Source organism: Prosthecomicrobium sp. N25, from assembly GCF_037203705.1.
In the GTDB taxonomy this organism is placed as follows: Bacteria; Pseudomonadota; Alphaproteobacteria; order Rhizobiales; family Ancalomicrobiaceae; genus Prosthecodimorpha.
In genome coordinates this window covers 528,980-554,583 of sequence record NZ_JBBCAT010000001.1, presented here as the reverse complement: position 1 = coordinate 554,583, position 25,604 = coordinate 528,980, and the positions used below count along the sequence as shown (strand labels likewise).

The 25,604-nt window shown below is 70.2% G+C and carries 28 protein-coding genes; 17 read left to right on the top strand and 11 right to left on the bottom strand.

Going from position 1 to position 25,604, the window contains the following annotated elements:
• Positions 1-79 precede the first annotated feature (79 nt).
• Both WBG79_RS02615 and WBG79_RS02610 read right to left on the bottom strand, forming a co-directional pair.
• Positions 80-673: a PRC-barrel domain-containing protein gene (locus tag WBG79_RS02615; protein ID WP_337355554.1), complete on the bottom strand. Its 594-nt coding sequence runs from the start codon at positions 671-673 to the stop codon at positions 80-82.
• A gap of 295 nt (positions 674-968) precedes the next feature.
• Positions 969-1,169, bottom strand: a complete 201-nt coding sequence (locus WBG79_RS02610; protein WP_337355553.1) for a hypothetical protein — start codon at positions 1,167-1,169, stop codon at positions 969-971.
• 131 nt (positions 1,170-1,300) lie between these two features.
• Between WBG79_RS02610 and WBG79_RS02605 the strand changes: the two genes are divergently transcribed.
• From WBG79_RS02605 to WBG79_RS02575, 7 genes are all read left to right on the top strand, one after another.
• A complete protein-coding gene (locus WBG79_RS02605; protein ID WP_337355552.1) occupies positions 1,301-2,764 on the top strand; it encodes a glycogen synthase in 1,464 nt (487 codons plus the stop codon).
• Positions 2,761-4,914, top strand: a complete 2,154-nt coding sequence (glgX, locus tag WBG79_RS02600) for a glycogen debranching protein GlgX (RefSeq protein WP_337355551.1) — start codon at positions 2,761-2,763, stop codon at positions 4,912-4,914. Before WBG79_RS02605 ends, glgX begins: the two co-directional genes overlap by 4 nt.
• 190 nt (positions 4,915-5,104) lie before the next feature.
• Positions 5,105-5,611, top strand: a complete 507-nt coding sequence (locus WBG79_RS02595; RefSeq protein ID WP_337355550.1) for a hypothetical protein — start codon at positions 5,105-5,107, stop codon at positions 5,609-5,611.
• A gap of 233 nt (positions 5,612-5,844) precedes the next feature.
• Entirely contained in the window at positions 5,845-6,066 is a 222-nt protein-coding gene (locus WBG79_RS02590) for a hypothetical protein (protein WP_337355549.1), read from the top strand.
• Positions 6,067-6,132: 66 nt separating this feature from the next.
• Positions 6,133-6,984 carry an SDR family oxidoreductase gene (locus WBG79_RS02585; protein WP_337355548.1) on the top strand — a complete coding sequence of 284 codons (852 nt, stop codon included), beginning with the start codon at positions 6,133-6,135 and terminating at the stop codon, positions 6,982-6,984.
• Positions 6,985-7,052: 68 nt separating this feature from the next.
• Complete coding sequence (locus WBG79_RS02580) at positions 7,053-7,346, top strand: DUF2934 domain-containing protein (RefSeq protein ID WP_337355547.1); 294 nt, start codon at positions 7,053-7,055, stop codon at positions 7,344-7,346.
• Complete coding sequence (locus WBG79_RS02575; RefSeq protein ID WP_337355546.1) at positions 7,343-7,849, top strand: MgtC/SapB family protein; 507 nt, start codon at positions 7,343-7,345, stop codon at positions 7,847-7,849. The genes WBG79_RS02580 and WBG79_RS02575 overlap by 4 nt, the downstream gene beginning before the upstream one ends.
• Before the next feature lie 58 nt (positions 7,850-7,907).
• On the opposite strand, the gene WBG79_RS02570 is transcribed toward WBG79_RS02575, so the two are convergent.
• Positions 7,908-8,450: a sigma-70 family RNA polymerase sigma factor gene (locus WBG79_RS02570; RefSeq protein ID WP_337355545.1), complete on the bottom strand. Its 543-nt coding sequence runs from the start codon at positions 8,448-8,450 to the stop codon at positions 7,908-7,910.
• Between the two features lie 192 nt (positions 8,451-8,642).
• Here WBG79_RS02570 and WBG79_RS02565 point away from each other — a divergent pair, with 192 nt between their 5' ends.
• Positions 8,643-8,912, top strand: coding sequence for a hypothetical protein (locus WBG79_RS02565; protein WP_337355544.1), 270 nt, complete (start codon positions 8,643-8,645; stop codon positions 8,910-8,912).
• A 27-nt stretch (positions 8,913-8,939) separates the two neighbouring features.
• Here WBG79_RS02565 and WBG79_RS02560 read toward each other — a convergent pair whose 3' ends face one another.
• Complete coding sequence (locus WBG79_RS02560; protein ID WP_337355543.1) at positions 8,940-10,529, bottom strand: alpha-amylase family glycosyl hydrolase; 1,590 nt, start codon at positions 10,527-10,529, stop codon at positions 8,940-8,942.
• Positions 10,526-12,406, bottom strand: a complete 1,881-nt coding sequence (gene treZ / locus WBG79_RS02555) for a malto-oligosyltrehalose trehalohydrolase (protein ID WP_337355542.1) — start codon at positions 12,404-12,406, stop codon at positions 10,526-10,528. The genes WBG79_RS02560 and treZ overlap by 4 nt, the downstream gene beginning before the upstream one ends.
• A 238-nt stretch (positions 12,407-12,644) precedes the next feature.
• Between treZ and WBG79_RS02550 the strand changes: the two genes are divergently transcribed.
• The 5 genes from WBG79_RS02550 (at position 12,645) to WBG79_RS02530 (ending at position 15,362) form a co-directional block, all read left to right on the top strand.
• Complete coding sequence (locus WBG79_RS02550) at positions 12,645-12,908, top strand: hypothetical protein (RefSeq protein WP_337355541.1); 264 nt, start codon at positions 12,645-12,647, stop codon at positions 12,906-12,908.
• Positions 12,909-12,994: 86 nt separating this feature from the next.
• Entirely contained in the window at positions 12,995-13,483 is a 489-nt protein-coding gene (locus WBG79_RS02545; RefSeq protein WP_337355540.1) for a DUF2934 domain-containing protein, read from the top strand.
• Positions 13,484-13,608: 125 nt separating this feature from the next.
• Positions 13,609-13,929, top strand: a complete 321-nt coding sequence (locus WBG79_RS02540) for a general stress protein (protein WP_337355539.1) — start codon at positions 13,609-13,611, stop codon at positions 13,927-13,929.
• A gap of 148 nt (positions 13,930-14,077) precedes the next feature.
• A complete protein-coding gene (locus WBG79_RS02535; RefSeq protein WP_337355538.1) occupies positions 14,078-14,722 on the top strand; it encodes a glutathione S-transferase family protein in 645 nt (214 codons plus the stop codon).
• A gap of 67 nt (positions 14,723-14,789) precedes the next feature.
• Positions 14,790-15,362, top strand: coding sequence for an NADPH-dependent FMN reductase (locus WBG79_RS02530; RefSeq protein WP_337355537.1), 573 nt, complete (start codon positions 14,790-14,792; stop codon positions 15,360-15,362).
• A 32-nt stretch (positions 15,363-15,394) separates the two neighbouring features.
• On the opposite strand, the gene WBG79_RS02525 is transcribed toward WBG79_RS02530, so the two are convergent.
• The gene (locus WBG79_RS02525; RefSeq protein ID WP_337355536.1) at positions 15,395-15,604 is read right to left on the bottom strand and encodes an MYXO-CTERM sorting domain-containing protein; all 210 of its coding nucleotides are present in this window, start codon (positions 15,602-15,604) and stop codon (positions 15,395-15,397) included.
• 156 nt (positions 15,605-15,760) lie between these two features.
• Between WBG79_RS02525 and WBG79_RS02520 the strand changes: the two genes are divergently transcribed.
• Positions 15,761-16,159 carry a flagellar basal body rod protein FlgC gene (locus WBG79_RS02520; RefSeq protein ID WP_337355535.1) on the top strand — a complete coding sequence of 133 codons (399 nt, stop codon included), beginning with the start codon at positions 15,761-15,763 and terminating at the stop codon, positions 16,157-16,159.
• A gap of 182 nt (positions 16,160-16,341) precedes the next feature.
• On the opposite strand, the gene WBG79_RS02515 is transcribed toward WBG79_RS02520, so the two are convergent.
• The 3 genes from WBG79_RS02515 to WBG79_RS02505 all read right to left on the bottom strand — a co-directional run bounded on the left by WBG79_RS02515 (position 16,342) and on the right by WBG79_RS02505 (position 19,855).
• Positions 16,342-17,838, bottom strand: a complete 1,497-nt coding sequence (locus WBG79_RS02515) for a CoA-acylating methylmalonate-semialdehyde dehydrogenase (protein WP_337355534.1) — start codon at positions 17,836-17,838, stop codon at positions 16,342-16,344.
• A 375-nt stretch (positions 17,839-18,213) separates the two neighbouring features.
• Positions 18,214-18,513, bottom strand: coding sequence for a cupin domain-containing protein (locus tag WBG79_RS02510; protein WP_337355533.1), 300 nt, complete (start codon positions 18,511-18,513; stop codon positions 18,214-18,216).
• Between the two features lie 19 nt (positions 18,514-18,532).
• A complete protein-coding gene (locus tag WBG79_RS02505; protein WP_337355532.1) occupies positions 18,533-19,855 on the bottom strand; it encodes an aspartate aminotransferase family protein in 1,323 nt (440 codons plus the stop codon).
• 123 nt (positions 19,856-19,978) lie between these two features.
• Between WBG79_RS02505 and WBG79_RS02500 the strand changes: the two genes are divergently transcribed.
• The 3 genes from WBG79_RS02500 to preA all read left to right on the top strand — a co-directional run bounded on the left by WBG79_RS02500 (position 19,979) and on the right by preA (position 23,423).
• Positions 19,979-20,572, top strand: coding sequence for a cupin domain-containing protein (locus tag WBG79_RS02500; RefSeq protein WP_337355531.1), 594 nt, complete (start codon positions 19,979-19,981; stop codon positions 20,570-20,572).
• A gap of 152 nt (positions 20,573-20,724) precedes the next feature.
• Positions 20,725-22,077, top strand: a complete 1,353-nt coding sequence (locus WBG79_RS02495) for an NAD(P)-dependent oxidoreductase (RefSeq protein WP_337355530.1) — start codon at positions 20,725-20,727, stop codon at positions 22,075-22,077.
• 11 nt (positions 22,078-22,088) lie between these two features.
• Positions 22,089-23,423 carry an NAD-dependent dihydropyrimidine dehydrogenase subunit PreA gene (gene preA, locus WBG79_RS02490; RefSeq protein WP_337355529.1) on the top strand — a complete coding sequence of 445 codons (1,335 nt, stop codon included), beginning with the start codon at positions 22,089-22,091 and terminating at the stop codon, positions 23,421-23,423.
• 23 nt (positions 23,424-23,446) lie between these two features.
• On the opposite strand, the gene WBG79_RS02485 is transcribed toward preA, so the two are convergent.
• Complete coding sequence (locus WBG79_RS02485) at positions 23,447-24,403, bottom strand: serine/threonine-protein kinase (RefSeq protein WP_337355528.1); 957 nt, start codon at positions 24,401-24,403, stop codon at positions 23,447-23,449.
• A 446-nt stretch (positions 24,404-24,849) separates the two neighbouring features.
• On the bottom strand, positions 24,850-25,602 hold the full coding sequence (locus WBG79_RS02480) for a GTP-binding protein (RefSeq protein ID WP_337355527.1): 753 nt from the start codon (positions 25,600-25,602) through the stop codon (positions 24,850-24,852).
• Positions 25,603-25,604: the final 2 nt, after the last annotated feature.

Genomic DNA, 25,604 nt, shown 5'->3' with positions numbered 1-25,604 from the left:
ACAAGGTCGGACGACCATGAAGAAGGGCCCGGCGCGATGCGCCGGGCCCGTCCCTCTTCGATCGTTCGTCGGCGCAGGGCTACTGCGGGGCGACCGGACGGGTGGTGCCGGAGCCGGTCGCGCCCGTGGAGGTCGTCGAGCCGCCGGCCGACCGGTTGTCGTTCACGCGGCGGAACTCGGGGGCCTGCTTCAGGGCGTCCTTGGTGGACGCGATCGTGACCCGCATGGTGTTGCTGTTGTTCGCGTCGGCCATCATCTGGACCGACTCGAACGGCACCGCGACGTTCTTCTCGCCGATGCCGAGGAAGCCGCCCACACCGATCACGACGGCGTGGATCTTCCCGTCCTTCTGGACGAGCAGATCGTTGATCTCGCCGATGTTCTCGTCGCCCGAGCCGCGCACGGTGGTGCCGATCAGCTTGGAGGCGAGCATCTGGTCGGCGCTCTGCTGGGCAACGTAATTGATGTTGCTCGTCGAGGTCGTCGTGGTGGTGGTCGTGGTCTTGGCCGCCGGGTCCCGCATCGGGGTCACGGTGGTGCCCGGGGGCGTCGCGGTCACGGACGGATCCGTGGTCGCCGCAGGGGGCGTCGTCGTCGACGGAGTGGTCTGTGCATAGGCACCCGTCAGCGGAACCGCTGCGAGAGCCGAAATGACGATGAGCTTCTTCATCATGTGATGTGCTCCTGATTTGAACAGTCGAATGGCCGGGGGGAAGCCGCCCCGGATCAACCGAGCAGAGAGGCAATTGTTCCGCTCTACCTTCGTGGCTGCGGTCCCGGCTCTAGGTTTGCTCGGATAGTCTTGGGATAAAAAAGCGGCCGGCCGTGTTGTACGGCCGGCCGCCAAGGCCAGGAAGGGGAACGTCTCTGCGTCGGACGGCCGCCTTGGCGACCGATCCGGAGGCGAAACGCCGATGCGTCGTTGCGGTTCCCGAGACGGTCGAAAAAAATTTCGCGGGCCCATCCTCTCAGTGCAGCGGCTCGTCCTGGACGAAGTCGTCGGCGATCCGGCGGAGCCAGCGAGAGAAGGCCTCGGGCTCCATGTCCGCATAGGCGTAGGCCTGGCGGACCATGGCGGCGGCGGCGATCGAGCGCTCCCGACGGCCGGCGGTACCGTCGTCGCAGCGTTCTATGGCGTCGGTGATCAGGGTCTCGGACAGATGGGTCATGGTGTCGTCTCCTCGGCGGGAGAACGGCCGGACGCCGGGAGGGTTCCGAGGCGCTTCTTTGCGCAAGGTGTGGCGGAACAGGGGCGGCAGCTCGAACGTTCCTGTGGCGGTCCACCGGGAAGCCAGTCTCCATGCATGTTCTCTTCGCGACGAGCGAGTCCGCCGGCTTGGCCAAGACCGGCGGGCTGGCCGACGTCTCCGCGAGCCTGCCCGCCGCGTTGCGTGCGCTCGGGCTCGACGTGCGCACGATCATGCCGGGCTACCGGACGGTCCTCGAGCATCACCCGGAGCGGCGCCTCATCGCGCGCCTGCCCGGGCTCGGCGAGATTCCGCCCTGCACTGTCGAGGAGATCGGGGCCGCGGGCGGCACCGTCTACCTGGTGGTCGCGCCGACGCTGTTCGATCGCGACGGCGGGCCCTACGCGGACGCCGAGGGGGGCGACTGGCCGGACAACGACCTGCGCTTCGCCCGCCTCGGGCTGGCGGTGGCCGAGCTCGCGGCGGGCGCGGGCGGGTTTCCCTGGCCGGTCGACCTCGTGCACATGAACGACTGGCCGGCCTCGCTGGCCGCCGGCTACCTGCGCTGGGCGGGCCTCGCCACCCCGGCCGTGCTGACGGTCCACAATCTCGCGCACCAGGGCGTCTTCGATCCCGCCCGTATGGGCCCGCTCGGCATCCCCGCCGAGTCCTTCACCATGCACGGGATCGAGTTCCACGGCCGCATCTCGTTCCTGAAGGCCGGGCTGTTCTTCTCCGATCACGTGGCGACCGTCAGCCCGACCTACGCCCGGGAGATCACGACGGCGGCGAGCGGCTGCGGCCTGCACGGCTTGCTGGCCGGGCTCGCCGAGGAACGGCGCCTGACCGGCATCCTCAACGGCATAGACGAGGACTGGGTCGCGGACGCCGGGGCGGCAGTGGCAGCCAACTCGCGGAAGGCCGACGAGGTGCGGACGGGCTTCTGCCTGGAGCCCTCGGAGGGTCCGCTGTTCGGGTTCGTGGCCCGGGTCGACCCGCAGAAGGGGATCGACGTCCTGATCGAAGGGGCGCGACGTGTGGTGCAAAGGGGCGGGCAGCTCGCCATCCTGGGCATGGGCCATCCGGCGCTCGAGCGGCAACTGGTCGACCTCGCCAAGCTGTACCGGGGCGCGGTCGGGGCGATGATCAACTATGCCGAGCCGCTGGCCCGCCGGATCATGACGGCGGCGGACTTCATGCTGATGCCCTCGCGCTTCGAGCCCTGCGGGCTGTCGCAGATGTACGCCCAGCGGCTCGGCTCGCTGCCGATCGCGCACGCGACCGGAGGGCTCGCCGACACGATCCGGGACGGCCGCACGGGCTTCCTCTATCGCGACTACGCGGCGCCGCACCTCGTCGGGGCCATCGACCGGGCCTTCGCGGCCTACGCGGAACGCGACCGGCTCGAGGACATGCGGAGGGCGGCACGCGACGCCGACTTCAGCTGGACCGCCTCCGCGGAAGCCTACGCGGACCTCTACGCGACCGCGATGGCGCGGGCGGCCGAGATCCGCGGCTTCCGCCCGGTTCGCCGCGCCCGCTCCGTTCCAGCCCTCCAAGGAAGGCTCGTCGCATGACCGATCTCGCCGCCCCGGACGCTCCCGCCCCGGCCGAGCCGACCGCCCCGGAGGCCGGGCGGCGCCCGCCCGAGCCGGCCTTCGCGCCCGCGCGCGCCACCACCGCCGGCGACCCCTTCCCGCTCGGCGCGACCGTGCTGGAGAACGGGACCAACTTCGCGATCTTCTCCGACAACGCCGAGCGCGTGACGGTCTGCCTCTTCTCGGAGGACGGGGCGCGCGAGGTCGAGCGTATCGACCTCACCGAATGCACCAACGGGGTCTGGCACGGGTTCCTGCCGGGGGTCGAGGCGGGCGCGCTCTACGGGTACCGGGTCGACGGACCCTGGGCGCCGGAGGCGGGCCACCGCTTCAACGCCAACAAGCTGCTGCTCGACCCCTACGCCAAGGAACTGGCGGGACCGCTCGTCTGGGACGAGTCGCTCTTCGGCTACAGGATCGGCGCCGGCGAAAACGCCGACCTGGTCATGGACGAGCGGGACAGCGCCGCGTTCATGCCGAAGGCCCGGGTGGTCAGCGACCGGATGTCGCCGGTCAACCGGCCGGGAGTGCCCTGGCCCAAGGCGGTCATCTACGAGGCGCATGTGCGCGGGCTGACCATGCAGCACCCGGACATCCCCGAACGCCAGCGCGGCACCTTCGCGGCCCTGTCGTCGCCGGCGCTGCTCAACCATCTGCACCGCATCGGCGTGACCGTCGTGGAGCTGATGCCCGTGCAGGCTTTCCTGCAGGACCAGCATCTCGTCGACCGCGGCCTCACCAACTACTGGGGCTACAATACGCTCTCCTACTTCGCCCCCGAGCCTCGCTACCTGTCGGCCGGCGACCGGGACGAAATCCGCGAGACGGTCGACCGCCTGCACGAGGCCGGCATCGAGGTGATCCTCGACGTGGTCTACAACCACACCTGCGAGGGCAACCACCTCGGCCCGACCCTGTCGTGGCGGGGCATCGACAATGCCAGCTACTACCGGGCGCTGCCCGACAACCCGCGCTACTACGACGACCTGACGGGCTGCGGGAACGCCCTCGACACCAACCACCCGCGCGTCCTGCAGATGGTGCTGGACAGCCTGCGCCACTGGGTCCAAGCCTACCACGTCGACGGCTTCCGCTTCGACCTCGCCACCACGCTGGGGCGGCTGCCGGGCGGCTTCGACCCGCGGCACCCCTTCTTCCAGGCCATCCTGCAGGATCCCGTACTCGGGCGGCTGAAGCTCGTGGCGGAGCCGTGGGACGTCGGTCCGGGCGGGTACCAGCTCGGCAACTTCCCGGCCGGCTTCTCCGAGTGGAACGGCGACTTCCGCGACGTGGTGCGGGACTTCTGGACCAGCCGGGAGGGCACGCTCGGCCCCTTCGCGACCCGCTTCGCCGCCTCGCACGATCTCTTCGGCGGCGGCCACCGGCGGCCATGGTCGAGCGTCAACTTCGTCACCGCGCATGACGGTTTCACGCTCCACGACCTCGTCAGCTACAGCGAGAAGCACAATCAGGCGAACGGGGAGGAGAACCGGGACGGTCACAGCGACAACAGGAGCTGGAACTGCGGCACGGAGGGCGAGACGGAGGTAGAGGGCATCCTGGCGCTCCGGCGCCGCCAGACCCGCAATCTCCTGGCGACGCTCTTCCTCGCGCAGGGCGTGCCGATGCTGCTCGCCGGCGACGAGACCGGCAACAGCCAGGGCGGCAACAACAATGCCTATTGCCAGGACAACGAGATCGGCTGGGTGGACTGGTCGAGGCCCGACCCGGACCTGGTCGACTTCATTCGCCGGCTCGCCGATCTCCGGCTGAAGCGCTCCTCCGTGGCGCGGGCGGAATTTCTGACCGGGCGGCGGGACGAGCGCGGACGGCCGGACGTCACGTGGTTCGCCTCCACGGGCGAGCGAATGACCGCCGAGGAGTGGTCGATGCCGCATGTGAAGTGCCTGACGGTGCGCCTCTCGCCCAGCCGGCGCGGCGAGCCGGTCCTGGCGGTCATGCTGAACGGCTCGGAGATCGACGTGATCTTCACGGCGCCGCCGGGCAGCGCCGGTTGGGCGCTCGTGCTGGACACGGCAGACGGCGAGCGCTCGGAAGCCCTCGCGCCGGGGGAGACCTGCACGGTTCCGAGCCGGTCGATGCGCGTGTACGAAACCAGACAAACCTGAGCCTTTGTACGTTCCGCCGGGACCTTGGCCGGAACCGCCGGCACCGACTGCCGTTGTTTCGGGGCGCGGGCTTTGTCGAGCCCGAGTCGGAGACCCCGGTGGTCGGCGTCTCCACGGCAGCGGCGGATGGGCACGCCTCCCCCGCGCCGGACCAGACGGATCCTTCGGCGAGCAAGATGGGTCAACCCCGATGTCGGGCACCGAGATCGCGCGGCACATCCCGTATCTTCGCCGGTTCGCCCGGGCCCTCGCGGGGTCCAAGTCGGCGGCCGACGCCGAGATCGGCCTGGTCCTCCAGGCCCTGATCGACGGCCGCGTCGGCCTCGACCCGGACCTGCCGTTGAGGGCCGCGCTGTTCCAGGCCTTCTGCTCTGTCGTCCGGCCCACCGACCGGACCGGCCAGCCGGCGGACGGTAACAGCTTCCACGAGACGCAACTGCGCGGGCTGGAGCCGCTGGCGCGCCGGGCCTACCTGCTCGTCGTCATGGAGCAGTTCGGCCCGGACGAGGCGGCCGCCATTCTCGGCGTCTCAGCGGAGCGGGTCGAGCAGATCGTGTCGAGCGTCGAGGCGCGGATGGCGCGGACGCTCGGGATGGGGGCGGTCGAGAGCCTGCCCGGAGATGCGATCCGGGTGGACCCGGAGACTCCGCGCCCGGGCGCCGGGCCGCAGCAGGACCCGCAGCGCGGGCGTAGCTGAAGAAGACTTTTCCCCCCAAGGAACAAAAGGCATTTTCGGCCGCTTCGGCGGCGGGGACTGGAGAGATCGATTGTCCGATGTGCCGGACGGTCGGAAGGGGCCGCCACGCAGGGCCGTACCCTTTCAGACAGGTCCCCGAAACGGCGACGAGGCGGCGTCTGCGCCGGCTTGCGACACGTATAGTGCTTCAGCCCGCCCGGCGCCCGCATGCGCCACGACCGCATCGGCCGACCATGAGCGACGACGATCATCTGCCCCCGCCTACGGTCGTCCGGCTCGACACGCGCCAGGCTGATCTCGGGCGCGATCTGCGACGTCTGTTCGAACCCGTCCTGGACGAGCCCGTGCCGCCGGATCTCGCACGCCTCGCCGACTTCCTCGAAGCCAAGCTCGCCGAGCCCGCCGACGGGTTCAGGTCCCCGCACCCGAACCGTACGCCGCCGGACGCCGATTGAGGCGGAACATGGGCGGACAGGCCGCCGTTCCGACAGGACACCAGTCCCGAGCCGGAGCGCCCCGCCATGTCCGACACGCCTCAGCCCCCGCAGTCCCAGGACCGCCAGCCCGGCTTCGAATCCGAAATGACGCCGCGGCCGGACTACATGCCCCGCCATCCCGGGTCGGGGCGGCTCGCCGGGCGGGTCGCGATCATCACCGGCGGCGACAGCGGCATCGGGCGGGCCGTGGCGGTCGCCTTCGCGCGCGAGGGGGCCCGGGTGGCGATTTCCTACCTCGACGAGCACAAGGACGCCGAGGAGACACAGCGCGCCGTCGAGGCGGAGCGGAGCGAGGCCCTGCTCATTCCCGGCGACGTCGGGGCCGAGGACCAGTGCCGGGAGATTGTCGCCAAGACCCTGTCGCGCTTCGGCCGGCTCGATGTCCTCGTCAACAACGCGGCGGAGCAGCACACGGTGAAGGACCTGACGGAGCTCTCGGCGGAGCAGCTCGAGCGGACCTTCCGGACCAACCTCTTCAGCCAGTTCTTCCTGACCAAGGCGGCCCTGCCCCACCTCAAGGAGGGCGCGGCGATCATCAACACCACCTCGATCACCGCCTACAAGGGCAACCCGCAACTGATCGACTACGCCGCCACCAAGGGCGCCATCGTGACCTTCACGCGCTCGATGGCGGTCGCGCTCTCGGATCGCAAGATTCGGGTCAACGCGGTCGCGCCGGGGCCGATCTGGACGCCCCTCATTCCCGCCTCCTTCGACGAGACGCGGACCGCGGAGCACGGCAAGAGCTCGGAGATGGAGCGCGCCGGGCAGCCCAACGAGGTGGCCCCCTGCTACGTCTTCCTGGCGAGCGACGACGCCTCCTACATGAGTGGGCAGGTGCTGCATCCGAACGGCGGCACGGTCGTGGGCTCCTGACCGGAACCGCGGAGCCGCGCCGGCGGTTCGGCCATGATCTGACCGGAGCCGGCGCAGCGGAGGGCGGCATGGAGGACATCGAGGCGCGGATCCGCGAAAGGGCGCACCGGATCTGGATCGAGGAGGGGCGGCCGGAGGGACGCGCCGAGGCGCATTGGCGCGAAGCCCAGCGCCAGATCGAGGCGGAGGCGGCGACCTGGCACAATCCGGCGGCCGGACGGCCGCTCCCGGAGGACGAACCGGAAGACCCCGCCCCCGACCTGCCGGCGCTGGGGGCCGACGCGGCCGCCAACGCGGCGATCACGGGCGCCCCCGCGGCCGGGGCCGCGCGACGCCGGTCGGCCAAGGACCGGGACCGTTGATAGACACGGGACCCGAATGGCTGCCCGAGCTTCTCCGGACCGGGCCGGGGCTGGTGCTGGCCAAGTTCATCGGGGCCCTCGCGGCAGGGTTCGTGCTCGGGTTCGACCGCGAGAAGATGGGGCGGAGCGCCGGCCTGCGCACCCACATGCTGGTGTCGCTGGCGGCCGCCGCCACGGCGGTGCTCGCGCTCGATCTCAGCGACGCGCTCCATGCGCGGCACCAGAGCGTCAACGCGGACCCGATGCGGATCATCGAAGGGGTGGTGGCCGCCGTCGGCTTCATCGGCGGCGGGATCATCATCCGCTCGGGCGGGCAGGTGCGCGGACTGACCACGGCCGCGAACCTGTGGATCTGCGGGGTGACCGGGCTCGCCTTCGGGGCCGGCTTCTTCGCGCTCGGCGCGCTGGTGCTCGCCCTCGCCTTCGCGGTGCTGGTCCTTCTCCGCGGACTCGAGATCGGGATGGGGACGAAACCGGCCGATGACGGTGACGGGAAAGCGTGAAGGCCCGGCGGAGGCCGGGCCCTTTGGACGGAGGCGACGGATGGTGGCTTCGGGGACCCTAGACGGCCACGCCGCGATGCGGCTCGTCGTCCTGCAGGAGCTCGTTGACGTCGTCCGCCTCGAGATACTCGAGCATCCGGGTGCGGGCGCGGTTGAGGCGGCTCTTGATGGTGCCCATGGCGCAGCCGCAGATCTCGGCGGCTTCCTCGTAGCTGGCGCCGAGCACGCCGATCAGGATCAGAACCTCGCGCTGGTCGGCCGGAAGCCGCTCGAGGGCCTTCTTCAGCTCCTTGCCGCGGATCGTCCATTCCTGGCCGGGCAGGATGGCGCAGTCGCCGGAGATGCAGTCGGTGACGCCGGGATGTTCGCGGTTGGTGATCTTGATCGAGGTGTAGAACGTGTTGCGAAGGATGGTGAACAGCCAGGACTTCAGGCTGGTGCCGGGGGTGAACCGGTGCGCGTTGGCGATCCCCTTGAGCAACGTCTCCTGCACGAGGTCGTCGGCATCGAAGGGATTGCGTACCAGAGTTCTAGCAAAAGCTCGCAGAGCAGGGATCAGATCGGCGATTTCCTTGGGAATTCCTTGAGGCGCGATGGTCATGACGCGTACCCGAGCAGGTTCGAGGAGGTCGTGCCCCAGCGGGACTTGGCCTCGGGTTGGGAATTTTCCCCATTGGTTCGGGCTACAACGCTCGACAACGTGATCGGTTCCGTCCGATAGGACGGAACTTCGATCGGAACCATTGCCCCCGCTTGCCGTTACTGCGGCGAGGCGTTTACGAGGATTCGAGGCATGGCAGAGCGCGACGGTCCCCGACCGAACCCGGAAAACGGCGGCGCGGACGCGGCGCGCAACGGCCCGCTCCCGCGGACATCTCCGGCCGGGACGCCCGGCGCCAAGCCGGACCACCGACGGCACGAGTCCGACCGCAAGCTCGACGACCGCGCCGACGCGTCTCCGAAGCCCTACACGGCGGAGGAGGAGACCTATCGCGACCCGGCGATCGCCGATCCGCGCGACCCGGCCCAGCGGCGCGACGCCCGCAAGGGCCCGATCGCCTGATCCGCCGGTCGGCCGCCGCCGGCCCCCTCAGATCGGCCCGTCGAGCTCGATCACCACACCCTCCCCGCCCCTCAGGTCCACGACGTCCACGACGCGCTCGCTCTCCCGGTCTCCGGTGGCGGAGACGCGCAGCGTGCCCGAAAGGCCGAGCGCCTCGAGGGACGCGCTGATCGGGTCGGGGCCCAGGTTGAGGGCGACGAGGAAACGCTCCTCGCCGGACTCGCGGGCATAGAGCAGGAGGTCGCCCTCCGCGAAGAGCGGCCGGTAGCCGCCGACGGACAGGGCCGGATGGGCGCGCCGAAGGGCGATCAGGCGCCGGTAGAGCGACAGGATCGATTTCGGGTCGTCCCGCTGCATGGCGACCGTCACCGGATGCTCGCCGACGGGCAGCCAGGGCCGGCCCGTGGTGAAGCCGGCGTTCGGCCCGTCCTCCCAGCGCATGGGCGTACGGGCGCCGTCGCGGCCATGGCCGTGGCCGGGCACGCGGCGGGCGAAAGGGTCGAGCGCGTCGCGGTCCTCGATCGGCACGTTCTCCATGCCGAGTTCCTCGCCGTAGTAGACGGTCGGCGTACCGCGCAGGGTCAGAAGTAGCATCGCGGCCACGCGCGCCTGGTCGGGGCCGACGCGGGTGGCGATGCGCGGCTTGTCGTGGTTGCCGGTGACCCAGTTCGGCCAGCCGCCCTCCGGCAGGCTCGCCTCGTAGTCGGCCACCAGGGCCTCGATCTTGCGCGCATGCCAGGGGGCGTCGATGAGGGCGAAGTTGAAGGGGAGGTGGATCCCCTCGAGTTCGTGGCCGTAGTAGCGGGCGAGCCGGTCGTGCGGCAGGTAGATCTCGCCGATGAGGACCCGGTCGTCATAGGCCGCCACGGTGCGGCGGAGCTCGCGGACGATGTCCTCCATCTCCGGCAGGTCGGTGGTGTAGAGCGGAATCAGCCGGGCGATCGGCGAGTCCCCCTCCTGCCAGTAGGGGTTCTCCGGGTTGTCGCGGAACTGGTCGTCCTTCATCAGATGCCAGAGCACGTCGATGCGGAAGCCGTCGACGCCCCGGTCGAGCCAGAAGCGCATGACGTCGCGCATGGCGGCCCGGACCTCCGGGTTGCGCCAGTTCAGGTCCGGCTGGGAGGCCAGGAAGGCGTGGTAGTAGTACTGCCCGGTGGCGTCGTCGAACTCCCAGGCGCTGCCGCCGAATTCCGACATCCAGTTGGTCGGCGGCCCGCCGTCCGGGGCCGGATCGCGCCAGATGTACCAGTCGCGCTTGGGCGAGTCGCGGCCGGTCCGGCTCTCCCCGAACCAGCGATGCCGATCCGACGTGTGGTTCGGCACGAGGTCGAGGATCAGCTTCAGGCCGCGGCCGTGGGCGTCCGCCAGGAGCCGGTCGAAATCCTCCATGGTGCCGAAGACCCGGTCGATCGCGGTGTAGTCGGCGATGTCGTAGCCGAAATCGCGCATCGGCGAGACGAAGATCGGGGAGAGCCAGACCGCGTCGACACCGAGGTCGACGAGGTGGCCGAGCCGCCGGCGCACGCCCTCGAGGTCGCCGACGCCGTCGCCGTCGGTGTCCTGAAAGGAGCGCGGGTAGACCTGGTAGATGATGCTGGACTTCCACCACTCGGTCATCGGGCGTCTCCCTCCTGGGCTTCGGGGCCGGGGGCGAGCAGCACGGCCGCGCGGCCGGGGATCGACCAGCCCTCGCCGTGCGCAACGGGTTCCGCGCCGCGACCCCGGTAGGCCTCGTCCTCGCTCGACCAGAGCGTGACCCATTCCCCGCCGGTGCCGGTGGCGAAGAGCGGGTCCGGCACGGTCGGCACCTCGATATCCTCGCCGAGGTTGACGAGCAGCAGGCGGTCGCCCGTCCCCGCCTGGGGAGCGAGGAAGCGGATGGCGGCGAGCGTCGGGAAGGGCGTGGTCGCCACCAGGCCGTGGCCGCCCTGGTCGGCGATGACGGGATCCGTGCGGCGCAGCCGGATCAGGTCGCGGTGCAGCGCCACCCAATGGGCGTTGTCGGTGCGCTCGCCCCATTCCAGGACCGCGGACGCGAAGGTCGCCGGGTCGGTCGGGTCGGCGATCACGTCGGGCCGGGCGTCGGGGAACTGGGCCATGAACCCGGCGCGGCCCTCGCGCACGCCGCGGCCGAGGTCGCCCGTGACGTCGGCGAAATACGGGAAGGGCCGGGTCGAGCCGAATTCCTGGCCCTGGAACAGGAGCGGGGTCTGGGGCCCGAGCAGGAGCATCGCGGTCAGCGCGCGCAGGAGCCCGGGGTCGGCCAGCAGCACGAGGCGCTCGGCGCGGGCCGAGTTGGCGACCTGGTCGTGGTTCTCCAGGAAGGTGACGAAGCGCTTCATCGGCAGGTCGAGAGCGGGCGTGCCGCGCGGCTGCCGCTCCCAGCCGGAGCGCTGGCCCTGGTAGAGGAAGCCGAAGACCGTGGCGGCGGCCAGTTCGGGGGCGCTGCCGGCGTGGTCGGCGTAGTAGGCGACGCGCTCGCCGGTCAGCGCGACGCGGGCGGCGCGCTGGAAATCCTCGTTCCAGATCGTGTCGAGCGCGAAGCCGCCCGCCTCGGCCGGGCGCACCACCCGCACGTCCTGGGGGGTGTTCTCGGCCGTCAGGAAAAGGCGGCGCGGGCCCGCCGCGGCGCGCGCGGCGGCTGCGCACTCGGCGACGATGTGCGGGACGGTGCTGTCGTAGACCTGCTGGGTCGCGTCGAAGCGCAGGCCGTCGAAGTGGAATTCGCGGATCCAGTAGGCGGCGTTCTCGCGGAAGAAGCGACGCACGCCCTCCGACCCGGGCCCGTCGAAGTTCAGGGGGGCGCCCCACTCGTTCTCGTAGACGTCGCTGAAGGTGGCGCTGGCACAGCGGCTCAGATACTGGCCGTCGGGTCCGAGGTGGTTGTAGACGACGTCCAGAATGACCCCCATGCCGAGCCCGTGGGCGCGGTCGATGAAGCGGCGGAGGTCGTCGGGGGTGCCGTATTGAGGGGTCGGCGCGAAGAGCCCGACGCCGTCGTAGCCCCAGCCGAAGCGGCCCGGGAAGGTGGCGACCGGCATCATCTCGATCACGCTGATGCCCACGGCAACGAGCAGCGGCAGCTTGTCGGCCGCGGCCTCGAAGGTGCCCTCCGGCGTGAAGGTGCCGATGTGGATCTCCTGCAGGACCTGGCCGTCGAGGCCGAGGCCGGGCCAGTCCGCGTCCGTCCAGCCGAAGGCGTCGGGGTCGACCACCATGGCGAGGCCGTGCGGCCCGTCCGGCAGGGCGCGCGCGGCGGGGTCGGGAACGGGCGCCTCCGAGGCCCCCAGGACGAAGCCGTAGCGGGAGCCGACCGTCGCGGCCGGGACCTCGCGCTCGAACAGTCCGTCCCCGGCCGGGTCCATCGGGACGTCCACCCCGTCGACGCGGACCCGGACGGCCTCGTGGTCGGGCGCCCAGACCCTGAAGGACGTCCCGCGCCGGTCGGGCATGAGTTCGGCCCCGATCGGCATGCGGCGCGGGCTCTCGATCATTCCGGCGGGTCCTATCGCGGTGGCGCGTGTTGCGGGATACGGCACGTGAACCCTTTCGTACGGGGGCTTGTTCCGGAGCCCGGCGGCGCGATGGCGGGGAACAATCCGGGGCACGCGCCGTTCGTGCGCCAGGCCGGTGCGAGCCGCGTCGGATCGCGGGGGAAAACCGGACTCCCCCCTCCCTCCGGCGCCCGCTCGAACCCGCGGCTCGCACCGGCCGCACCTGACCGGAGGGGACATGACCGAACCGCGATCCGCCCTGCCGCCCGACATCGAGGGCGTGCTGACCATCCATCGCAAGCTTCTCAGCGCCCTGCTCGCTGCCGCGGCGGAGCGGGACGCGGGCTTTCTGGACCGCGTCGAAGCGGAGCTGGAGTACCGTGACGCACACGAGGACCCGGGCGCGGAACCCGACCTCGCCTTTGCGGTCGAAAGCGCCGCCGACGCGGAGCTGAAGCGTCTCCTCGCGTCCGCGCGCCGGACCATGCGGCTCGGCGGCTGACCCACCCCCCACCCATTCTCCGGGCCGGCCGAGGGGGCCGCCCGGCCTGCGACCGGGCGCGCAACCCCGCCCGAAGGAGAAGCGGAATGCCAGGAACCGAGGACGACACCGAGCGCCGCATCCGGGAAAAGGCGCATCAGTTGTGGGAGGCGGAGGGCCGCCCCCACGGGCGCCACGACCTGCATTGGGAGCAGGCCCGCGAGATGGTCGCCATCGAGGACAGCTACGAGGACACGCTCCGGCCGGTGCCCACGGAGGGGGGCGAACCCGTCGAACCCTTCATCGCGATCGAGAACCAGGGCGAGTTCCCCGACCTCGCCGACCAGGGCGAGCAGGTCGCGGCTCCGGACCTGCGGGTCGCCGCCGAGCACGCGGACGACCGGCCGGAGACGCCGCCCTCGGCCGCGCCCCGGCGCCCGCCCGCCGCCTCCAAGGCCGGCAACCCGAAGGCGGACGCCGCCGGACAGTTCGCCAAGTCGCGCGCCATTCGCGACAATGACGGGCTGACGAGCGCCGTGCCGGTCTCGGCGAACGGCGACGGTGACGCCACGCGGAAGCCCCGCCGGCCCCGGTGAACCCGTTCGCCAGCCTCGGAAAACCTTTGTGCCACTTGAGCTTGACCGTACCCGACCGGAACAAATGACGATGTCGGCTCGTTGACAGCTCGGGTTTGGAAACAGGATTTTCCGAGGAGAGACCGATGGCTGGCGAGAGAGCCAAGTCCAACCGTGGCTTCGCCGCGATGGATCCGGCCAAGCAGAGAGAGATAGCCCGAAAGGGTGGCGAGAGCGTGCCTCACGAGAAGCGGAGCTTCTCGCAAAACCACGAGCTCGCCGCCAAGGCAGGGCGCAAGGGCGGCCAAAGCGTTCCCGACGAGAAGCGCAGCTTCTCCCGGAGCCGCGAACTGGCGGCCGAGGCCGGGCGCAAGGGCGGCCAGGCTTCCGACGGAGGGCGAGGCGCCAAGTCGACGACGGGGGCCTCGGCGCGCGAAATCGACCAGCCTTCGCAAGGCCGGCACTGATCCGGGCCAGAGTCCCTCCCGGGCCGAGAGCGGCCCGGGAGGGATCAGGCTTCCTGATGGATCACTTCACGAATAATGGCTTGTCCCGCCCGGCGCGCCGCGCCACCTTCCCCGCCGCCGACATTCGAAGCGCCGGGAGGGACGGACCATGGCGGACTTCAAGCTGCACTGCTTCGCGCAATCGGGTAACGCCTACAAGGTCGCCATGATGCTCGACCTGACGGGCTCCGCCTGGGAGCCGGTCTTCGTCGACTATTTCGTCGGGCAGACGCGCGATCCGGCCTGGCGCGCCGAGGTCAGCGAGATGGGCGAGGTCCCGGTGCTGGAGCATCGCGGGGAGCGGCTGACCCAGTCGGGCATGATCCTCGACGCCCTTGCGGAGATCACCGGACGCTTCGGCGGTCGGGACGCGCGGGAACGGCGCGAGATCTGGCGCTGGATCCTGTTCGACAATCACAAGTTCACGAGCTACTTCGCGACCCACAGGTGGCTTCGCACATTCGCGGAGCCGAAGGGGCACCCGGAGGTCATGGCCTTCCTGGCCGGCCGCATCAGCAACAACCTCGGGATCGTCGAGAGGCACCTGAAGGACCGGCCGTTCCTGCTCGGCGACAGGCCGACCATCGCGGACCTGTCCCTCGCCGGCTACCTGTTCTACCCCGTCGAGGAAACCGGCTACGACCTCGACACGACCCATCCGGCGATCGCGGCCTGGGCGGACCGGATCTCCGAGCTCCCCGGCTGGCGGGCGCCCTACGAGGCGATGCCGGCGCGGGCGGCGGTCGCGGCGTGACGCCGCCTCGCCGGATCGCGGCGGCGGCCTATACTCCCCGGGTGTTCCACACCCGAGGATCTCCCGCATGACGTCACCCCGCATCCTGGCCTTCGCCGGATCGATCCGGACCGGCTCCATCAACGCCAAGCTGACCGCCCTGGTCGTGAAGGAACTGGCGCTGGCCGACGTTCCGGTCACCCAGATCTCGCTCGCCGACTACCCGCTGCCGATCTACGACGGCGACCTGGAGGCGCAGTCCGGGGTGCCCGAGAACGCCAAGCGGCTGCATGGGCTGATGGTGGAGCACCAGGGCATCTTCATCGCCTCGCCGGAGTACAATGCGGGCGTCACACCGCTCCTCAAGAACGCCATCGACTGGGTGAGCCGGATCCGCACGCAGCCCACCCCGTGGAAGGGTCGGGCCTATGCGATCGGGGCCGCCTCGGGCGGCAACTTCGGGGGCTACCGGGGTCTGATCCAGTTGCGGCAGACCCTCGGCCTGGGGCTCGGTGCCACGGTCATCCCGGAGATGACCGTCGTGATGCGCGCCGGCGACGCCTTCAACGAGGCGGGAGGCTTCCGGGAGGAGGCGATGAGCACCACCTTGCGGACGATGGTCACCCGCCTCGTCGAGGAGGCGGCCCGCCATCTGCGTTGACGGGGCCCGCCCCCGGGGGCGGGACCGACCCGTCAGCGGACCTCGCGGTAGTCCGGCGAGACGATGTCGCGCGGGTTCACGGCGTCGGCAGGGTCGGCGACGGGGCTGCCCTCGCGGTCGCGGAGCACGGCGCCGCGGCGGCGCCGGCGCAGCATGCTGACGAGCAGGATCAGGCCGAGCAGGATCGGCCCGCCGATCACCGCTACGGCCCAGAGAATGTCAGCGAAGTTGGCGGTCTGCATGGCTCGTTCCCTCGAGGTTGTCGTGGGAGCAACGCGGGCGCACCGAGGCTGTTCCGCTGCGGCCGGGACGGCGGCACGGGTGATGAGACTTGTCTGGATTTCCGCAAGAGGCCGGCAAGGCGCGCCTGCTACCCCTGGGGCAGGAGGCAGAGCCCAATGTCCCTCAGCGCCATCGCGACCGCCGTCTCCGGCATGAATGCCGCCGCCCGCCGCCTGGAAGTCTCCGCTTCGAACGTCGCCAACGCCCGCACCACCGGTACGGTGCCGGACGCGAACGGCGCCACCACCGCCTACCGGCCACAGGACGTCCGCCAGCAGGCGGTCGCGGGCGGGGGCGTCACCACGACGGTCACGACCCGCCCGAACGGCGTCGGCCTCGCCTACGACCCGACCTCGCCGGACGCGGACGCGCGGGGGATGGTGGGCGCGCCCGAGGTCGACTACGCCGGCGAGGCGATCACGCAACTCACCGCCAAGCTCGACTACGAGGCCGCGCTCAAGGTGGTGAAGGTCGCCGATGAGATGATGAAGAGCACGCTCGACCTGACGGCGTGAGGCTGTCCCCGAATTCCGAGCCTTTCGGTCTGTCATTGCCAGGCTCGTCCCGGCAATCCGTGCCACGAAGACCAACCGCGGCAGGTGGATGCCCGGGACAAGCCCGGGCATGACAGAAACCAAGCTCGTGAAATGCTTCTGGAAGCCTCGAAACTCGGCTCTCTACCCGTCCACGCCTGGATTCACTTCAGGCTCGGGAAATTGAACTCGGCGCCGGAGCGGATGCCGGTCGGCCAGCGGGACGTGACCGTCTTCAGCCGCGTGTAGAAGCGGACGCCCTCCATGCCGTAGATCGAGTGGTCGCCGAAGAGGGACCGCTTCCAGCCGCCGAAGGAGTGGTAGGCGACCGGCACCGGGATCGGCACGTTGATGCCGACCATGCCGACCTCGATGCGGTCCGCGAAGGCGCGGGCGGCGTCGCCGTCGCGGGTGAAGATGGCGGTGCCGTTGCCGTATTCATGGTGCTCGATCAGGCTGGCGGCCTCCTCGAAGGAGGCGGCGCGGACGACCGAGAGCACCGGCCCGAAGATCTCCTCCCTGTAGATCGCCATGTCGGGGCGGACGCGGTCGAACAGGGTGCCGCCGACGAAGTAGCCGTTCTCGTAGCCCTGGAGCCGGAAGCCGCGGCCGTCGACGACCAGGTCGGCACCCTCCTCGACTCCCTTGTCGATGTAGCCGAGCACCTTGCGCTGGTGCTGGAGCGTGACCAGCGGGCCCATCTCGGCCTCCGGGTCGGAAGCCGGGCCGATCTTCAGGGCGCGGACGCGCGGGGCGAGGGCCTCGACGAGGGCGTCGGCGGTCTTGTCGCCGACCGGGACCGCCACCGAGACCGCCATGCAGCGCTCGCCGGCCGAGCCGTAGCCCGCGCCCATCAGGGCGTCGGCGGCCTTGTCGATGTCGGCGTCGGGCAGGATCACCATGTGGTTCTTGGCGCCGCCGAGGGCCTGCACGCGCTTGCCCCTGGCCGTCCCGCGCGCATAGACGTACTCGGCGATGGGAGTCGAGCCGACGAAGCTCACCGCCTTGACGTCCGGATGGTCGAGCAGGGCATCGACCGCCTCCTTGTCGCCGTGCACGATGTTGAGGACCCCGTCCGGGAATCCGGCCTCCTGGAACAACTCCCAGACGAGAAGCGGCGCGGACGGATCGCGCTCGGAGGGCTTCAGCACGAAGGTGTTCCCGGCCGCGACCGCGATCGGGTACATCCACAGCGGCACCATGGCGGGGAAGTTGAAGGGCGTGATGCCGGCGACGACGCCGAGGGGCTGGCGGTCGGACCAGGAATCCACGTCGGGCCCGACGTTGCGGCTGAACTCGCCCTTCAGGAGATGGGGGATGCCGCAGGCGAAGTCGACCACCTCGATGCCGCGCGCCACCTCGCCGAGGGCGTCCGCGTGGGTCTTGCCGTGTTCCTTCGAGATGGCCCGCGCGATGTCGGCCACGTGGCGGTCGAGCAGTTCCTTGAACTTGAACATCGGCCGGATCCGCTTCAGGGGCGGCGTGCGGCCCCATTCGGGGGCGGCGGCCTTGGCGGCCGCGACGGCGGCGTTCACCTCGTCGAAGGTCGAGAGCGGCAGGACGGCGGCCTGCTCGCCGGTGGCGGGATCGTAGACGGGGGTGGTCCGGGCCGACTTGGAGACGACCTTGCGGCCGCCGATCGCGTTCGGAATGGTCTGCATGGGCGTTTCCTCCTCAGTGTTCTCTTTGTCGCCGGACCCAGGGCCGGCGGAAGGCGGGGCATGCGGCGGGGCGGGCCAGTGCCCGCGGGCGATGCGCTTCGGTCCGGTCCGCAACGCCCCGCACGTGTCATCCCGGCCATCGCGCCGGGATCCAGTGGCTGCCCCGATTGCACGGCCCGGCACTTGAGCACCACCGGTCCGGCTGCCCGGCCAATGGGCCCCGGCGCGATGGCCGGGGTGACACGCGTGGGAGGGATCGGGTCCACCGAAGCTCCGGTGCCTGCGGCGATTGCCGGACGGAGCGACAGCGGCGGCGACCCCGAGAGTGCAACCTCCGGGCGATCCGCCCGCCCTCCCCCGGCGAGCCGCCGTCCATCAGCGCTTCAGCTCGATCTCGACGAAGCTCATGGGCCGCTCGCCGCCGTTGACGACGTTGTGCTCGATGCCGGCGTCGCGGCTGTAGGCCGTCCCGGCCGGCACGTCGACGCGCTGCTCGCCGGCCTCCGACACGACCAGGAACGGGCAGTCGGTCAGGGCCACGACCACGTAGGCGAGGCCGTGCCGGTGCCAGCCGGTCTCGGCGCCGGGCGCGAAGTCCCAGCGCGTGACGCGGACGGCGTCGTCGTCGACGAGCAGGCTCGACGTCGCCGGTTCGTGGGCGGAGAAGCGGGTCATGCGCCGGCTCCGAGCCTCCTCAGGCCGCGTTCTTCAGCACGTCGGCGAGGGTGCCGAAGAGCTGGTCGATCTCGGACTTCTCGATGATCAGCGGCGGCGACAGCGCGATGATGTCGCCGGTGGTGCGGATGAGGAGCCCGCGCTGGAAGGCGTCGAGGAAGCACGAGAAGGCGCGCTTCGTCGGCTCCCCGGCGATCGGCTCCAGCTCGATCGCGCCGATGAGGCCGACGTTGCGGATGTCGATCACGTGCGGGAGGCCCTTCAGCGAATGGAGCCCGTCCGCCCAGTAGTCGGCGAGTTCGGCCGCGCGGGTGAGCAGGCCCTCCTCCTGGTAGGTCTCGAGGGTGCCGAGGCCGGCCGCGCAGGCGATCGGGTTGCCCGAGTAGGTGTAGCCGTGGAAGAACTCGATCAGGTGCTCCGGGCCGTTCATGAAGGCGTCGTGGATCTTGCCCTTCACGAAGACGCCGCCCATGGGGATGACGCCGTTGGTGATGCCCTTGGCGGTGGTGATGATGTCCGGCGAGACGCCGAAGTAGTCGGTCGCGAAGGGGGCGCCGAGGCGGCCGAAGCCGGTGATGACCTCGTCGAAGATCAGCAGGATGTCGTGCTTGTCGCAGATCTCGCGGAGGCGCTTCAGGTAGCCCTTCGGCGGGATCAGCACGCCCGTGGAGCCGGCGACCGGCTCGACGATCACGGCCGCGATCGTGGAGGCGTCGTGAAGGGCGACGATGCGCTCCAGATCCTCGGCGAACTCGACGCCGTGCTCGGGCTCGCCGCGCGAGAAGGCGTTGCGGGCGGGGTCGTGGGTGTGGCGCATGTGGTCGACGCCGGTCAGGAGCGTGCCGAACATCTTGCGGTTCGACACGATGCCGCCGACCGAGATGCCGCCGAAGTTGACGCCGTGATAGCCGCGCTCGCGCCCGATCAGGCGGAACTTCGAGCCGTTGCCCTTCGCCCGGTGATAGGCGATCGCCATCTTGAGGGCGGTTTCCACCGACTCGGAGCCGGAGTTCGTGAAGAAGACGTGGTCGAAGCCGGGCGGGGCGATGTTGACGAGCCGGGAGGCGAACTCGAAGACCTTCGGGTGACCCATCTGGAACGCGGGGGCATAGTCGAGCTCGGCGGCCTGGCGCTGGATCGCCTCGACGATCTTCGGCCGCTTGTGGCCCGCGTTGCAGCACCACAGGCCCGCCGTGCCGTCCAGCACCCTGCGGCCGTCGTCGGTCGTGTAATGCATGCGATCGGCGGCGACGAACATGCGCGGCGCCTTCTTGAACTGCCGGTTCGCCGAGAAGGGCATCCAGAAGGCTTCGAGATCGTTCGTGCGGTGCTGGTAGTTCATCGGACGTCTCCTCCGCGGCGACGGCCTGCCCGGCCCGCCTGATCGCGATGCCGAACAGTACCTCACCGGGGCGAGGCGGGTCCACGGCTTGACGCTGTTCATGCCGTTCGTTTTCATGAACACATGAACGAATCGCCGCCTCCGGATGCGCCGGCCCCGCCCGCCGGCAACGACATCGACATCGGCCGGCGCCTCAGGGCGCTCAGGATCTCGCACGGACTGTCGCAGCGGGCCTTGGCCAAGCGCGCGGGGGTTTCGAACGCGACCGTGTCGATGGTCGAGGCGAACCGGGTCAGCCCGTCGATCGCGGCGCTGAAGCAGATCCTCTCCGGCTTCCCGATGGGGATCGCGGACTTCTTCTCGGGCGGGGAGCCCGAGACCGAGAAGGTGGTGTTCCGCTTCGAGGAGCTGACCGAGATCGGCTCCGGGCCGATCAGCTACCGGCAGGTCGGCGCGAACCTCGCCGGGCGGTCGCTGCAGATGCTGCACGAGCGCTACAAGCCGGGCGCGGACTCGGGCAAGCAGATGCTGTCCCACCAGGGCGAGGAGGCCGGCATCGTCATCCGTGGCCGCCTGCAGCTCGAGGTGGCCGCCCGCCGCTACGAGCTCGGCCCCGGCGACGCCTACTTCTTCGACAGCCGCAAGCCGCACGCCTTCAAGAACGTCGGCGAGGGGGAGCTGGTCGTGGTGTCGGCGTGTACCCCGCCGAGCTTCTAGGATCGGAGCTGAAGCGCAGCCCGCCCGATTGACACCTTCCCGTACGTTTGATCAATTGGTCAAATCTTGGAACTTTTCGAGTTCCGGGCCATGCTGGCGGCGAGGCGTCCGGCCCGTGCGGCGGGGCGCCCCGGGGGAAGGGGAGGTCTCGCATGAGCGCTGTCGCGGACATCCGAGCGGGGCGGCTTTCGCCCGAGGAGATCGCCGAGAATTTCGCGGACCTGCACCGGCCGCTCGACCGCTTCGAGGCGCGGGTGGCGGCGGAGCGCTGCCTCTTCTGCTACGAGGCGCCCTGCGTGGAGGCCTGCCCGACCTCGATCGACATCCCGCTCTTCATCCGGCAGATCGCCAAGGGCAACCCGATCGGGGCGGCCAGGACGATCCTCGATTCCAACATCATGGGCGGCATGTGCGCCCGGGTCTGCCCGACCGAGACACTGTGCGAGGAGGCCTGCGTGCGCGAGGCCTCGGAGGGCAAGCCGGTCGAGATCGGGCTCCTGCAGCGCTTCGCCACCGACACGCTCTTCGCCGCGGGCAAGCAGCTCTACCGGCGCGGCGCACCCACGGGCCGGCGCATCGCGGTGGTCGGGGCCGGGCCGGCCGGGCTCGCCTGCGCGCACAAGCTCGCCACGCTCGGGCACGAGGTGGTCGTCTTCGAGGCGCGCGAGAAGGCGGGCGGGCTCAACGAATACGGCATCGCGGCCTACAAGGCGACGAACGGCTTCGCCGAATGCGAGGTCGCCTACATCCTCGGCGTCGGCGGCATCACGATCGAGACGGGCAAGCGGCTCGGGCGGGACGTGACCATCACCGAATTGCAGGACAATTTCGACGCGGTCTTCCTCGGGATGGGCCTCGGCGGGGTCAACGGCCTCGGGCTCGGCGACGACCTGCCGGGCGTGGAGGATGCGGTCGACGCCATCGCGCGGCTGCGGCAGGCGACGGACCTCGCCGCCTATCCGGTCGGGCGCCGCATCGTGGTGATCGGCGGCGGCATGACGGCGATCGACATCGCATCCCAAGCGAAGCGGCTCGGGGCCGAGGACGTCACGATCGTCTACCGGCGCGGGCCGGAGCAGATGAACGCCAGCAACTACGAGCAGATGGTGGCGCAGACCGACGGCGTGCTGATCCGGCACTGGCTCAGGCCCCGGCGGCTGCTGGCCGAGGACGGGCGGCTCGCGGGCGTTGAGCTCGAGTATACGAGCGAGGCGGACGGGCGGCTCGTCGGCACCGGCGAAACGCTGACGCTCCCCTGCGACCAGCTCTTCAAGGCAATCGGGCAGACCTTCGTGGCGGACGACCTCGGCACCGGCCTCATCCGGATGGAGGGCGGCCGGATCGAGGTCGACGGGGAGCGGCGGACGTCACTGCCCGGGGTCTGGGCCGGCGGAGACTGCGTGTTCGGCGGGGACGACCTGACGGTCGCGGCCGTCGAGGACGGCAAGGTGGCGGCCCTGTCGATCGACCGGGCGCTTTCGGAGATCGTGGCCCGGGTGGCCTGAGGGAGGACGACATGGCCGATCTGAGCGTCCGCTTCTGCGGGGTCAAGGCGCCGAACCCGTTCTGGCTCGCCTCCGCGCCGCCGACCGACAAGGCCATCAACGTGGTGCGCGCCTTCCGGGCGGGCTGGGGCGGCGTCGTCTGGAAGACGCTCGGCGAGGACGGCCCGCCGATCGTCAACGTGTCGGGCCCGCGCTACGGGGCGATCCACGCCCAGGACCGGCGGGTGATCGGCTTCAACAACATCGAGCTCATCACCGACCGGCCGCTCGAGGTGAACCTCCGCGAAATCAAGGAGGTGAAGCGCGACTGGCCGGACCGGGCGCTGTTCGTCTCCCTCATGGTGCCCTGCACGGAGGAGAGCTGGAAGGCGATCCTGAAGCGGGTCGAGGAGACCGGGGCGGACGGCGTCGAGCTGAATTTCGGCTGCCCGCACGGGATGAGCGAGCGCGGCATGGGCTCGGCGGTCGGGCAGGTACCGGACTATGTCGAGATGGTCACGCGCTGGTGCAAGCAACACACGCGCATGCCCGTGATCGTCAAGCTCACGCCCAATATCGCCGACATCCGCAAGCCCGCCGAGGCGGCGCGGCGCGGCGGGGCGGACGCCGTGTCGCTGATCAACACGATCAACTCGGTCATGGGCGTCGACCTCGACAGCCTGACGCCCTGGCCGGCGACCGGGGGCCTCGCGACCCACGGCGGCTATTGCGGCCCGGCCGTGAAGCCGATCGCCATGAGCATGGTGAGCGAGATCGCGCGCCATCCCGAGACCCGCGGCCTGCCGATCTCGGCGATCGGCGGCATCGAGACCTGGCGCGACGCGGCGGAGTTCATGACGCTCGGGGCGGGCACCGTGCAGGTCTGCACGGCCGCGATGACCTACGGCTTCAAGATCGTCGAGGAGATGATCACCGGCCTGTCGGACTGGATGGACGAGAAGGGCTATTCATCCGTCGACCAGTTCGTCGGCGCGGCGGTGCCCAAGCTGACCGACTGGCAGCACCTGAACCTCGACTACGCCGTCAAGGCGCAGATCGACCAGGACCTCTGCATCAAGTGCGGGCGCTGCCACATCGCCTGCGAGGACACCTCGCACCAGGCCATCCTCAAGGAGCGGGACGGCGTCCGCCACTTCGAGGTCATCGAGGAGGAGTGCGTCGGCTGCAACCTCTGCGTGGTCGTCTGCCCGGTCGACGACTGCATCACGCTGCGCGAACTGCAGCCGGGCGAGGTCGACAAGCGCACCGGGCAGGTGGTCGGGGGACACCGGACCTGGCTGGAGCACCCGAACAACCCGATGGCGGTGAACCCGCGCGGGCCGGTGGTGGCGGAGCCGGCGGAGTAGGGGTGGGAGGAGGGCAGCTGTCCTCAACCCGAGACAGGGATGCCGTTCAGCCGGATGTAGGCGGCATCGCGCTCCGATCGCAGTTCCTGGAGAACTTCGGCCACGGACTGGGGTCGTTGTGCCGGGTCCAGGGCGAGGCAGTCCGTGACGGTGTTCAGGAACGCTGGGCGGAAGAGGGGCGGGTCGTGAGCCGGAACGGGAACGCCGAGCGGATCCCGGCCTCCGTTCGCGAGGGCGGCAAGGCGCGTCATCGCGTCGATCGGCCGGCGGCCCGTGATGATGCGGTACATGATACCGCCCAGTGCGAAGACGTCCGTGTAGCGATCGTGGACGCGTGGCCCCGTGCTCGACAATTGCTCGGGGGGAGCATAGTGCAAGTTGGCGACGACGAGCGACGACTCGCGGCGCTCCTCTCCCAATCCGTTCGAACTGGCCCCGAAATCGATCAGCACCGGCACATGAGTGTCCGTGATGAAGTCGTACCGCACCATGATGTTGTTGGGCGACAGGTCGCGATGCATCTCGCCATGGGCATGGAGGAACTCGACGGCCGAGAATACCTGTTCCAGGATCTGGAATGTTTCTGTCGGACTGAGCCTTCCCGCCGCCAAGGCTCTCTCGAGCGGTACGCCGTCGATGTACTCCATCACGAGGTAGCAGGTATCGTTCTTGGGCACGATGTCCAAGACGTCGACAATGTTCGGGTGCTTGATCTTGTCCCGAAGCTTGATGCCTTCGTCGACGAACGACATGACGAGCTCGACGAACTCCGATTGTGGTACCGATGGGCTGAAGACCACCTTTCGACTGCTGCGCGTCGCGTACTCTCTCGGAAAGAATTCCTTGATGGCGACGATCTCGTCGGGATCGCGAAATGCCCGTGCCTTGTACGTGATTCCGAATCCGCCGGAGCCGATCACGCTCTCGACCCGGTACCGCCCAATTCTCGATCCGGGTCTGAGCGCCGCCGACCGATACATGCTCGCCTGCCCACCAAACAAGGCTGAGCTTAGAAGCTAAGCTCAGCGCGAACAACGGAGGACGAGCACGCCTTGGTCGCAGGAGGACGGTAACCCTACTCTTCGAGCACGGCGAGCCGGTCACACGTCCTGTTTGTGCCGAGTATGCCAGTGCGGATCACCTGATGGGCGGCCCGACTTCTACGGGCCCACTTGCTGCGGCTGTGCGGTTCTCGCGGCGGCCTCCCCGCGCGTGTCACCCCGGCCATCGAGCCGGGGCCTATTGACGATTCGGCGCGGAACGAGCGTGCGACGATGCACCCGCTCTGCAGGAGGAAAGGCCAATGGATCCCGGCCCGATGGCCGGGATGACACGCGCAGAGCGTTCATGGCTCGGAACGATCGCCTTGCCCTCGGCGAGTCTTCGCCAAGGCGAGTGCTCGGAGGCGTCGGGCCGCGACCGGGGCCTACTCCGCCAGCCCGGCGATCTCCGCCCGCAGCTCCTCGATCCCCCAGCCCTTGTCGCTCGAGGTCGCGAGGATCACGGGATGGGCGGCGGGGCGTTTGCGCAAGAGCGCGGCGGTGGCCTCGATCAGCTTCGCCACGGGGGCGCCGTCGGGGGTCTTGGCGATCTTGTCGGTCTTGGTCAGGACGACCTGGTAGGAGACGGCCGCCTTGTCGAGGATCTTGAGGGCCTCCTCGTCGATGGGCTTGAGGCCGTGGCGCGAGTCGACCAGGACGTAGACGCGGCGCAGGCCCGCGCGGCCGCGCAGGTAGTCGAAGACGAGGGCCGTCCAGGCCTCGACGTCGGCCTTCGGCGCCTGCGCGTAGCCGTAGCCGGGCATGTCGACGATCTTGAGGGCGACCTCCTCGACCGGGCGCTTCGGCGCGCCGGAGGAGAGGCGGGCGGTCTTCTTGCTGCGCTCGTCCGGCTTGCCGGGGGCGAAGAAGTTGAGCTGCTGGGTGCGGCCGGGCGTGTTGGAGGTGCGGGCGAGGCCCTGCTGGCCGAGGATCGCGTTGATCAGGCTCGACTTGCCCACGTTGGAGCGGCCCGCGAAGGCGATCTCGACGCCCGCGCCGGGCGGCAGCTGGTCCATCCCGGCGGCGCCGGTCTCGAAGGCCCAGGGCCGGGCGAAGAGGAGCCTCCGGCGTTCGGCGGCCTCGTCGTCGCCGGCCAGGTCCGGCGGCCCCTCGTCCGATCCGGCGCCGGGCTCCGCCATCG

Bases quoted from the DNA above. Each gene is read 5' to 3' on its own strand.
- WBG79_RS02560 (WP_337355543.1), bottom strand. From the start codon at position 10,529: ATGACCGAGTGGTGGAAGTCCAGCATCATCTACCAGGTCTACCCGCGC.
- WBG79_RS02570 (WP_337355545.1), bottom strand. From the start codon at position 8,450: ATGACCATCGCGCCTCAAGGAATTCCCAAGGAAATCGCCGATCTGATC.
- glgX (WP_337355551.1), top strand. From the start codon at position 2,761: ATGACCGATCTCGCCGCCCCGGACGCTCCCGCCCCGGCCGAGCCGACC.
- WBG79_RS02495 (WP_337355530.1), top strand. From the start codon at position 20,725: ATGAGCGCTGTCGCGGACATCCGAGCGGGGCGGCTTTCGCCCGAGGAG.
- WBG79_RS02525 (WP_337355536.1), bottom strand. From the start codon at position 15,604: ATGCAGACCGCCAACTTCGCTGACATTCTCTGGGCCGTAGCGGTGATC.
- WBG79_RS02545 (WP_337355540.1), top strand. From the start codon at position 12,995: ATGCCAGGAACCGAGGACGACACCGAGCGCCGCATCCGGGAAAAGGCG.
- WBG79_RS02510 (WP_337355533.1), bottom strand. From the start codon at position 18,513: ATGACCCGCTTCTCCGCCCACGAACCGGCGACGTCGAGCCTGCTCGTC.
- WBG79_RS02540 (WP_337355539.1), top strand. From the start codon at position 13,609: ATGGCTGGCGAGAGAGCCAAGTCCAACCGTGGCTTCGCCGCGATGGAT.
- WBG79_RS02605 (WP_337355552.1), top strand. From the start codon at position 1,301: ATGCATGTTCTCTTCGCGACGAGCGAGTCCGCCGGCTTGGCCAAGACC.
- WBG79_RS02595 (WP_337355550.1), top strand. From the start codon at position 5,105: ATGTCGGGCACCGAGATCGCGCGGCACATCCCGTATCTTCGCCGGTTC.
- WBG79_RS02520 (WP_337355535.1), top strand. From the start codon at position 15,761: ATGTCCCTCAGCGCCATCGCGACCGCCGTCTCCGGCATGAATGCCGCC.
- WBG79_RS02530 (WP_337355537.1), top strand. From the start codon at position 14,790: ATGACGTCACCCCGCATCCTGGCCTTCGCCGGATCGATCCGGACCGGC.
- WBG79_RS02485 (WP_337355528.1), bottom strand. From the start codon at position 24,403: ATGTATCGGTCGGCGGCGCTCAGACCCGGATCGAGAATTGGGCGGTAC.
- WBG79_RS02615 (WP_337355554.1), bottom strand. From the start codon at position 673: ATGATGAAGAAGCTCATCGTCATTTCGGCTCTCGCAGCGGTTCCGCTG.
- WBG79_RS02480 (WP_337355527.1), bottom strand. From the start codon at position 25,602: ATGGCGGAGCCCGGCGCCGGATCGGACGAGGGGCCGCCGGACCTGGCC.
- treZ (WP_337355542.1), bottom strand. From the start codon at position 12,406: ATGATCGAGAGCCCGCGCCGCATGCCGATCGGGGCCGAACTCATGCCC.
- WBG79_RS02580 (WP_337355547.1), top strand. From the start codon at position 7,053: ATGGAGGACATCGAGGCGCGGATCCGCGAAAGGGCGCACCGGATCTGG.
- WBG79_RS02505 (WP_337355532.1), bottom strand. From the start codon at position 19,855: ATGAACTACCAGCACCGCACGAACGATCTCGAAGCCTTCTGGATGCCC.
- WBG79_RS02585 (WP_337355548.1), top strand. From the start codon at position 6,133: ATGTCCGACACGCCTCAGCCCCCGCAGTCCCAGGACCGCCAGCCCGGC.
- WBG79_RS02565 (WP_337355544.1), top strand. From the start codon at position 8,643: ATGGCAGAGCGCGACGGTCCCCGACCGAACCCGGAAAACGGCGGCGCG.
- preA (WP_337355529.1), top strand. From the start codon at position 22,089: ATGGCCGATCTGAGCGTCCGCTTCTGCGGGGTCAAGGCGCCGAACCCG.
- WBG79_RS02550 (WP_337355541.1), top strand. From the start codon at position 12,645: ATGACCGAACCGCGATCCGCCCTGCCGCCCGACATCGAGGGCGTGCTG.
- WBG79_RS02535 (WP_337355538.1), top strand. From the start codon at position 14,078: ATGGCGGACTTCAAGCTGCACTGCTTCGCGCAATCGGGTAACGCCTAC.
- WBG79_RS02590 (WP_337355549.1), top strand. From the start codon at position 5,845: ATGAGCGACGACGATCATCTGCCCCCGCCTACGGTCGTCCGGCTCGAC.
- WBG79_RS02515 (WP_337355534.1), bottom strand. From the start codon at position 17,838: ATGCAGACCATTCCGAACGCGATCGGCGGCCGCAAGGTCGTCTCCAAG.
- WBG79_RS02610 (WP_337355553.1), bottom strand. From the start codon at position 1,169: ATGACCCATCTGTCCGAGACCCTGATCACCGACGCCATAGAACGCTGC.
- WBG79_RS02500 (WP_337355531.1), top strand. From the start codon at position 19,979: ATGAACGAATCGCCGCCTCCGGATGCGCCGGCCCCGCCCGCCGGCAAC.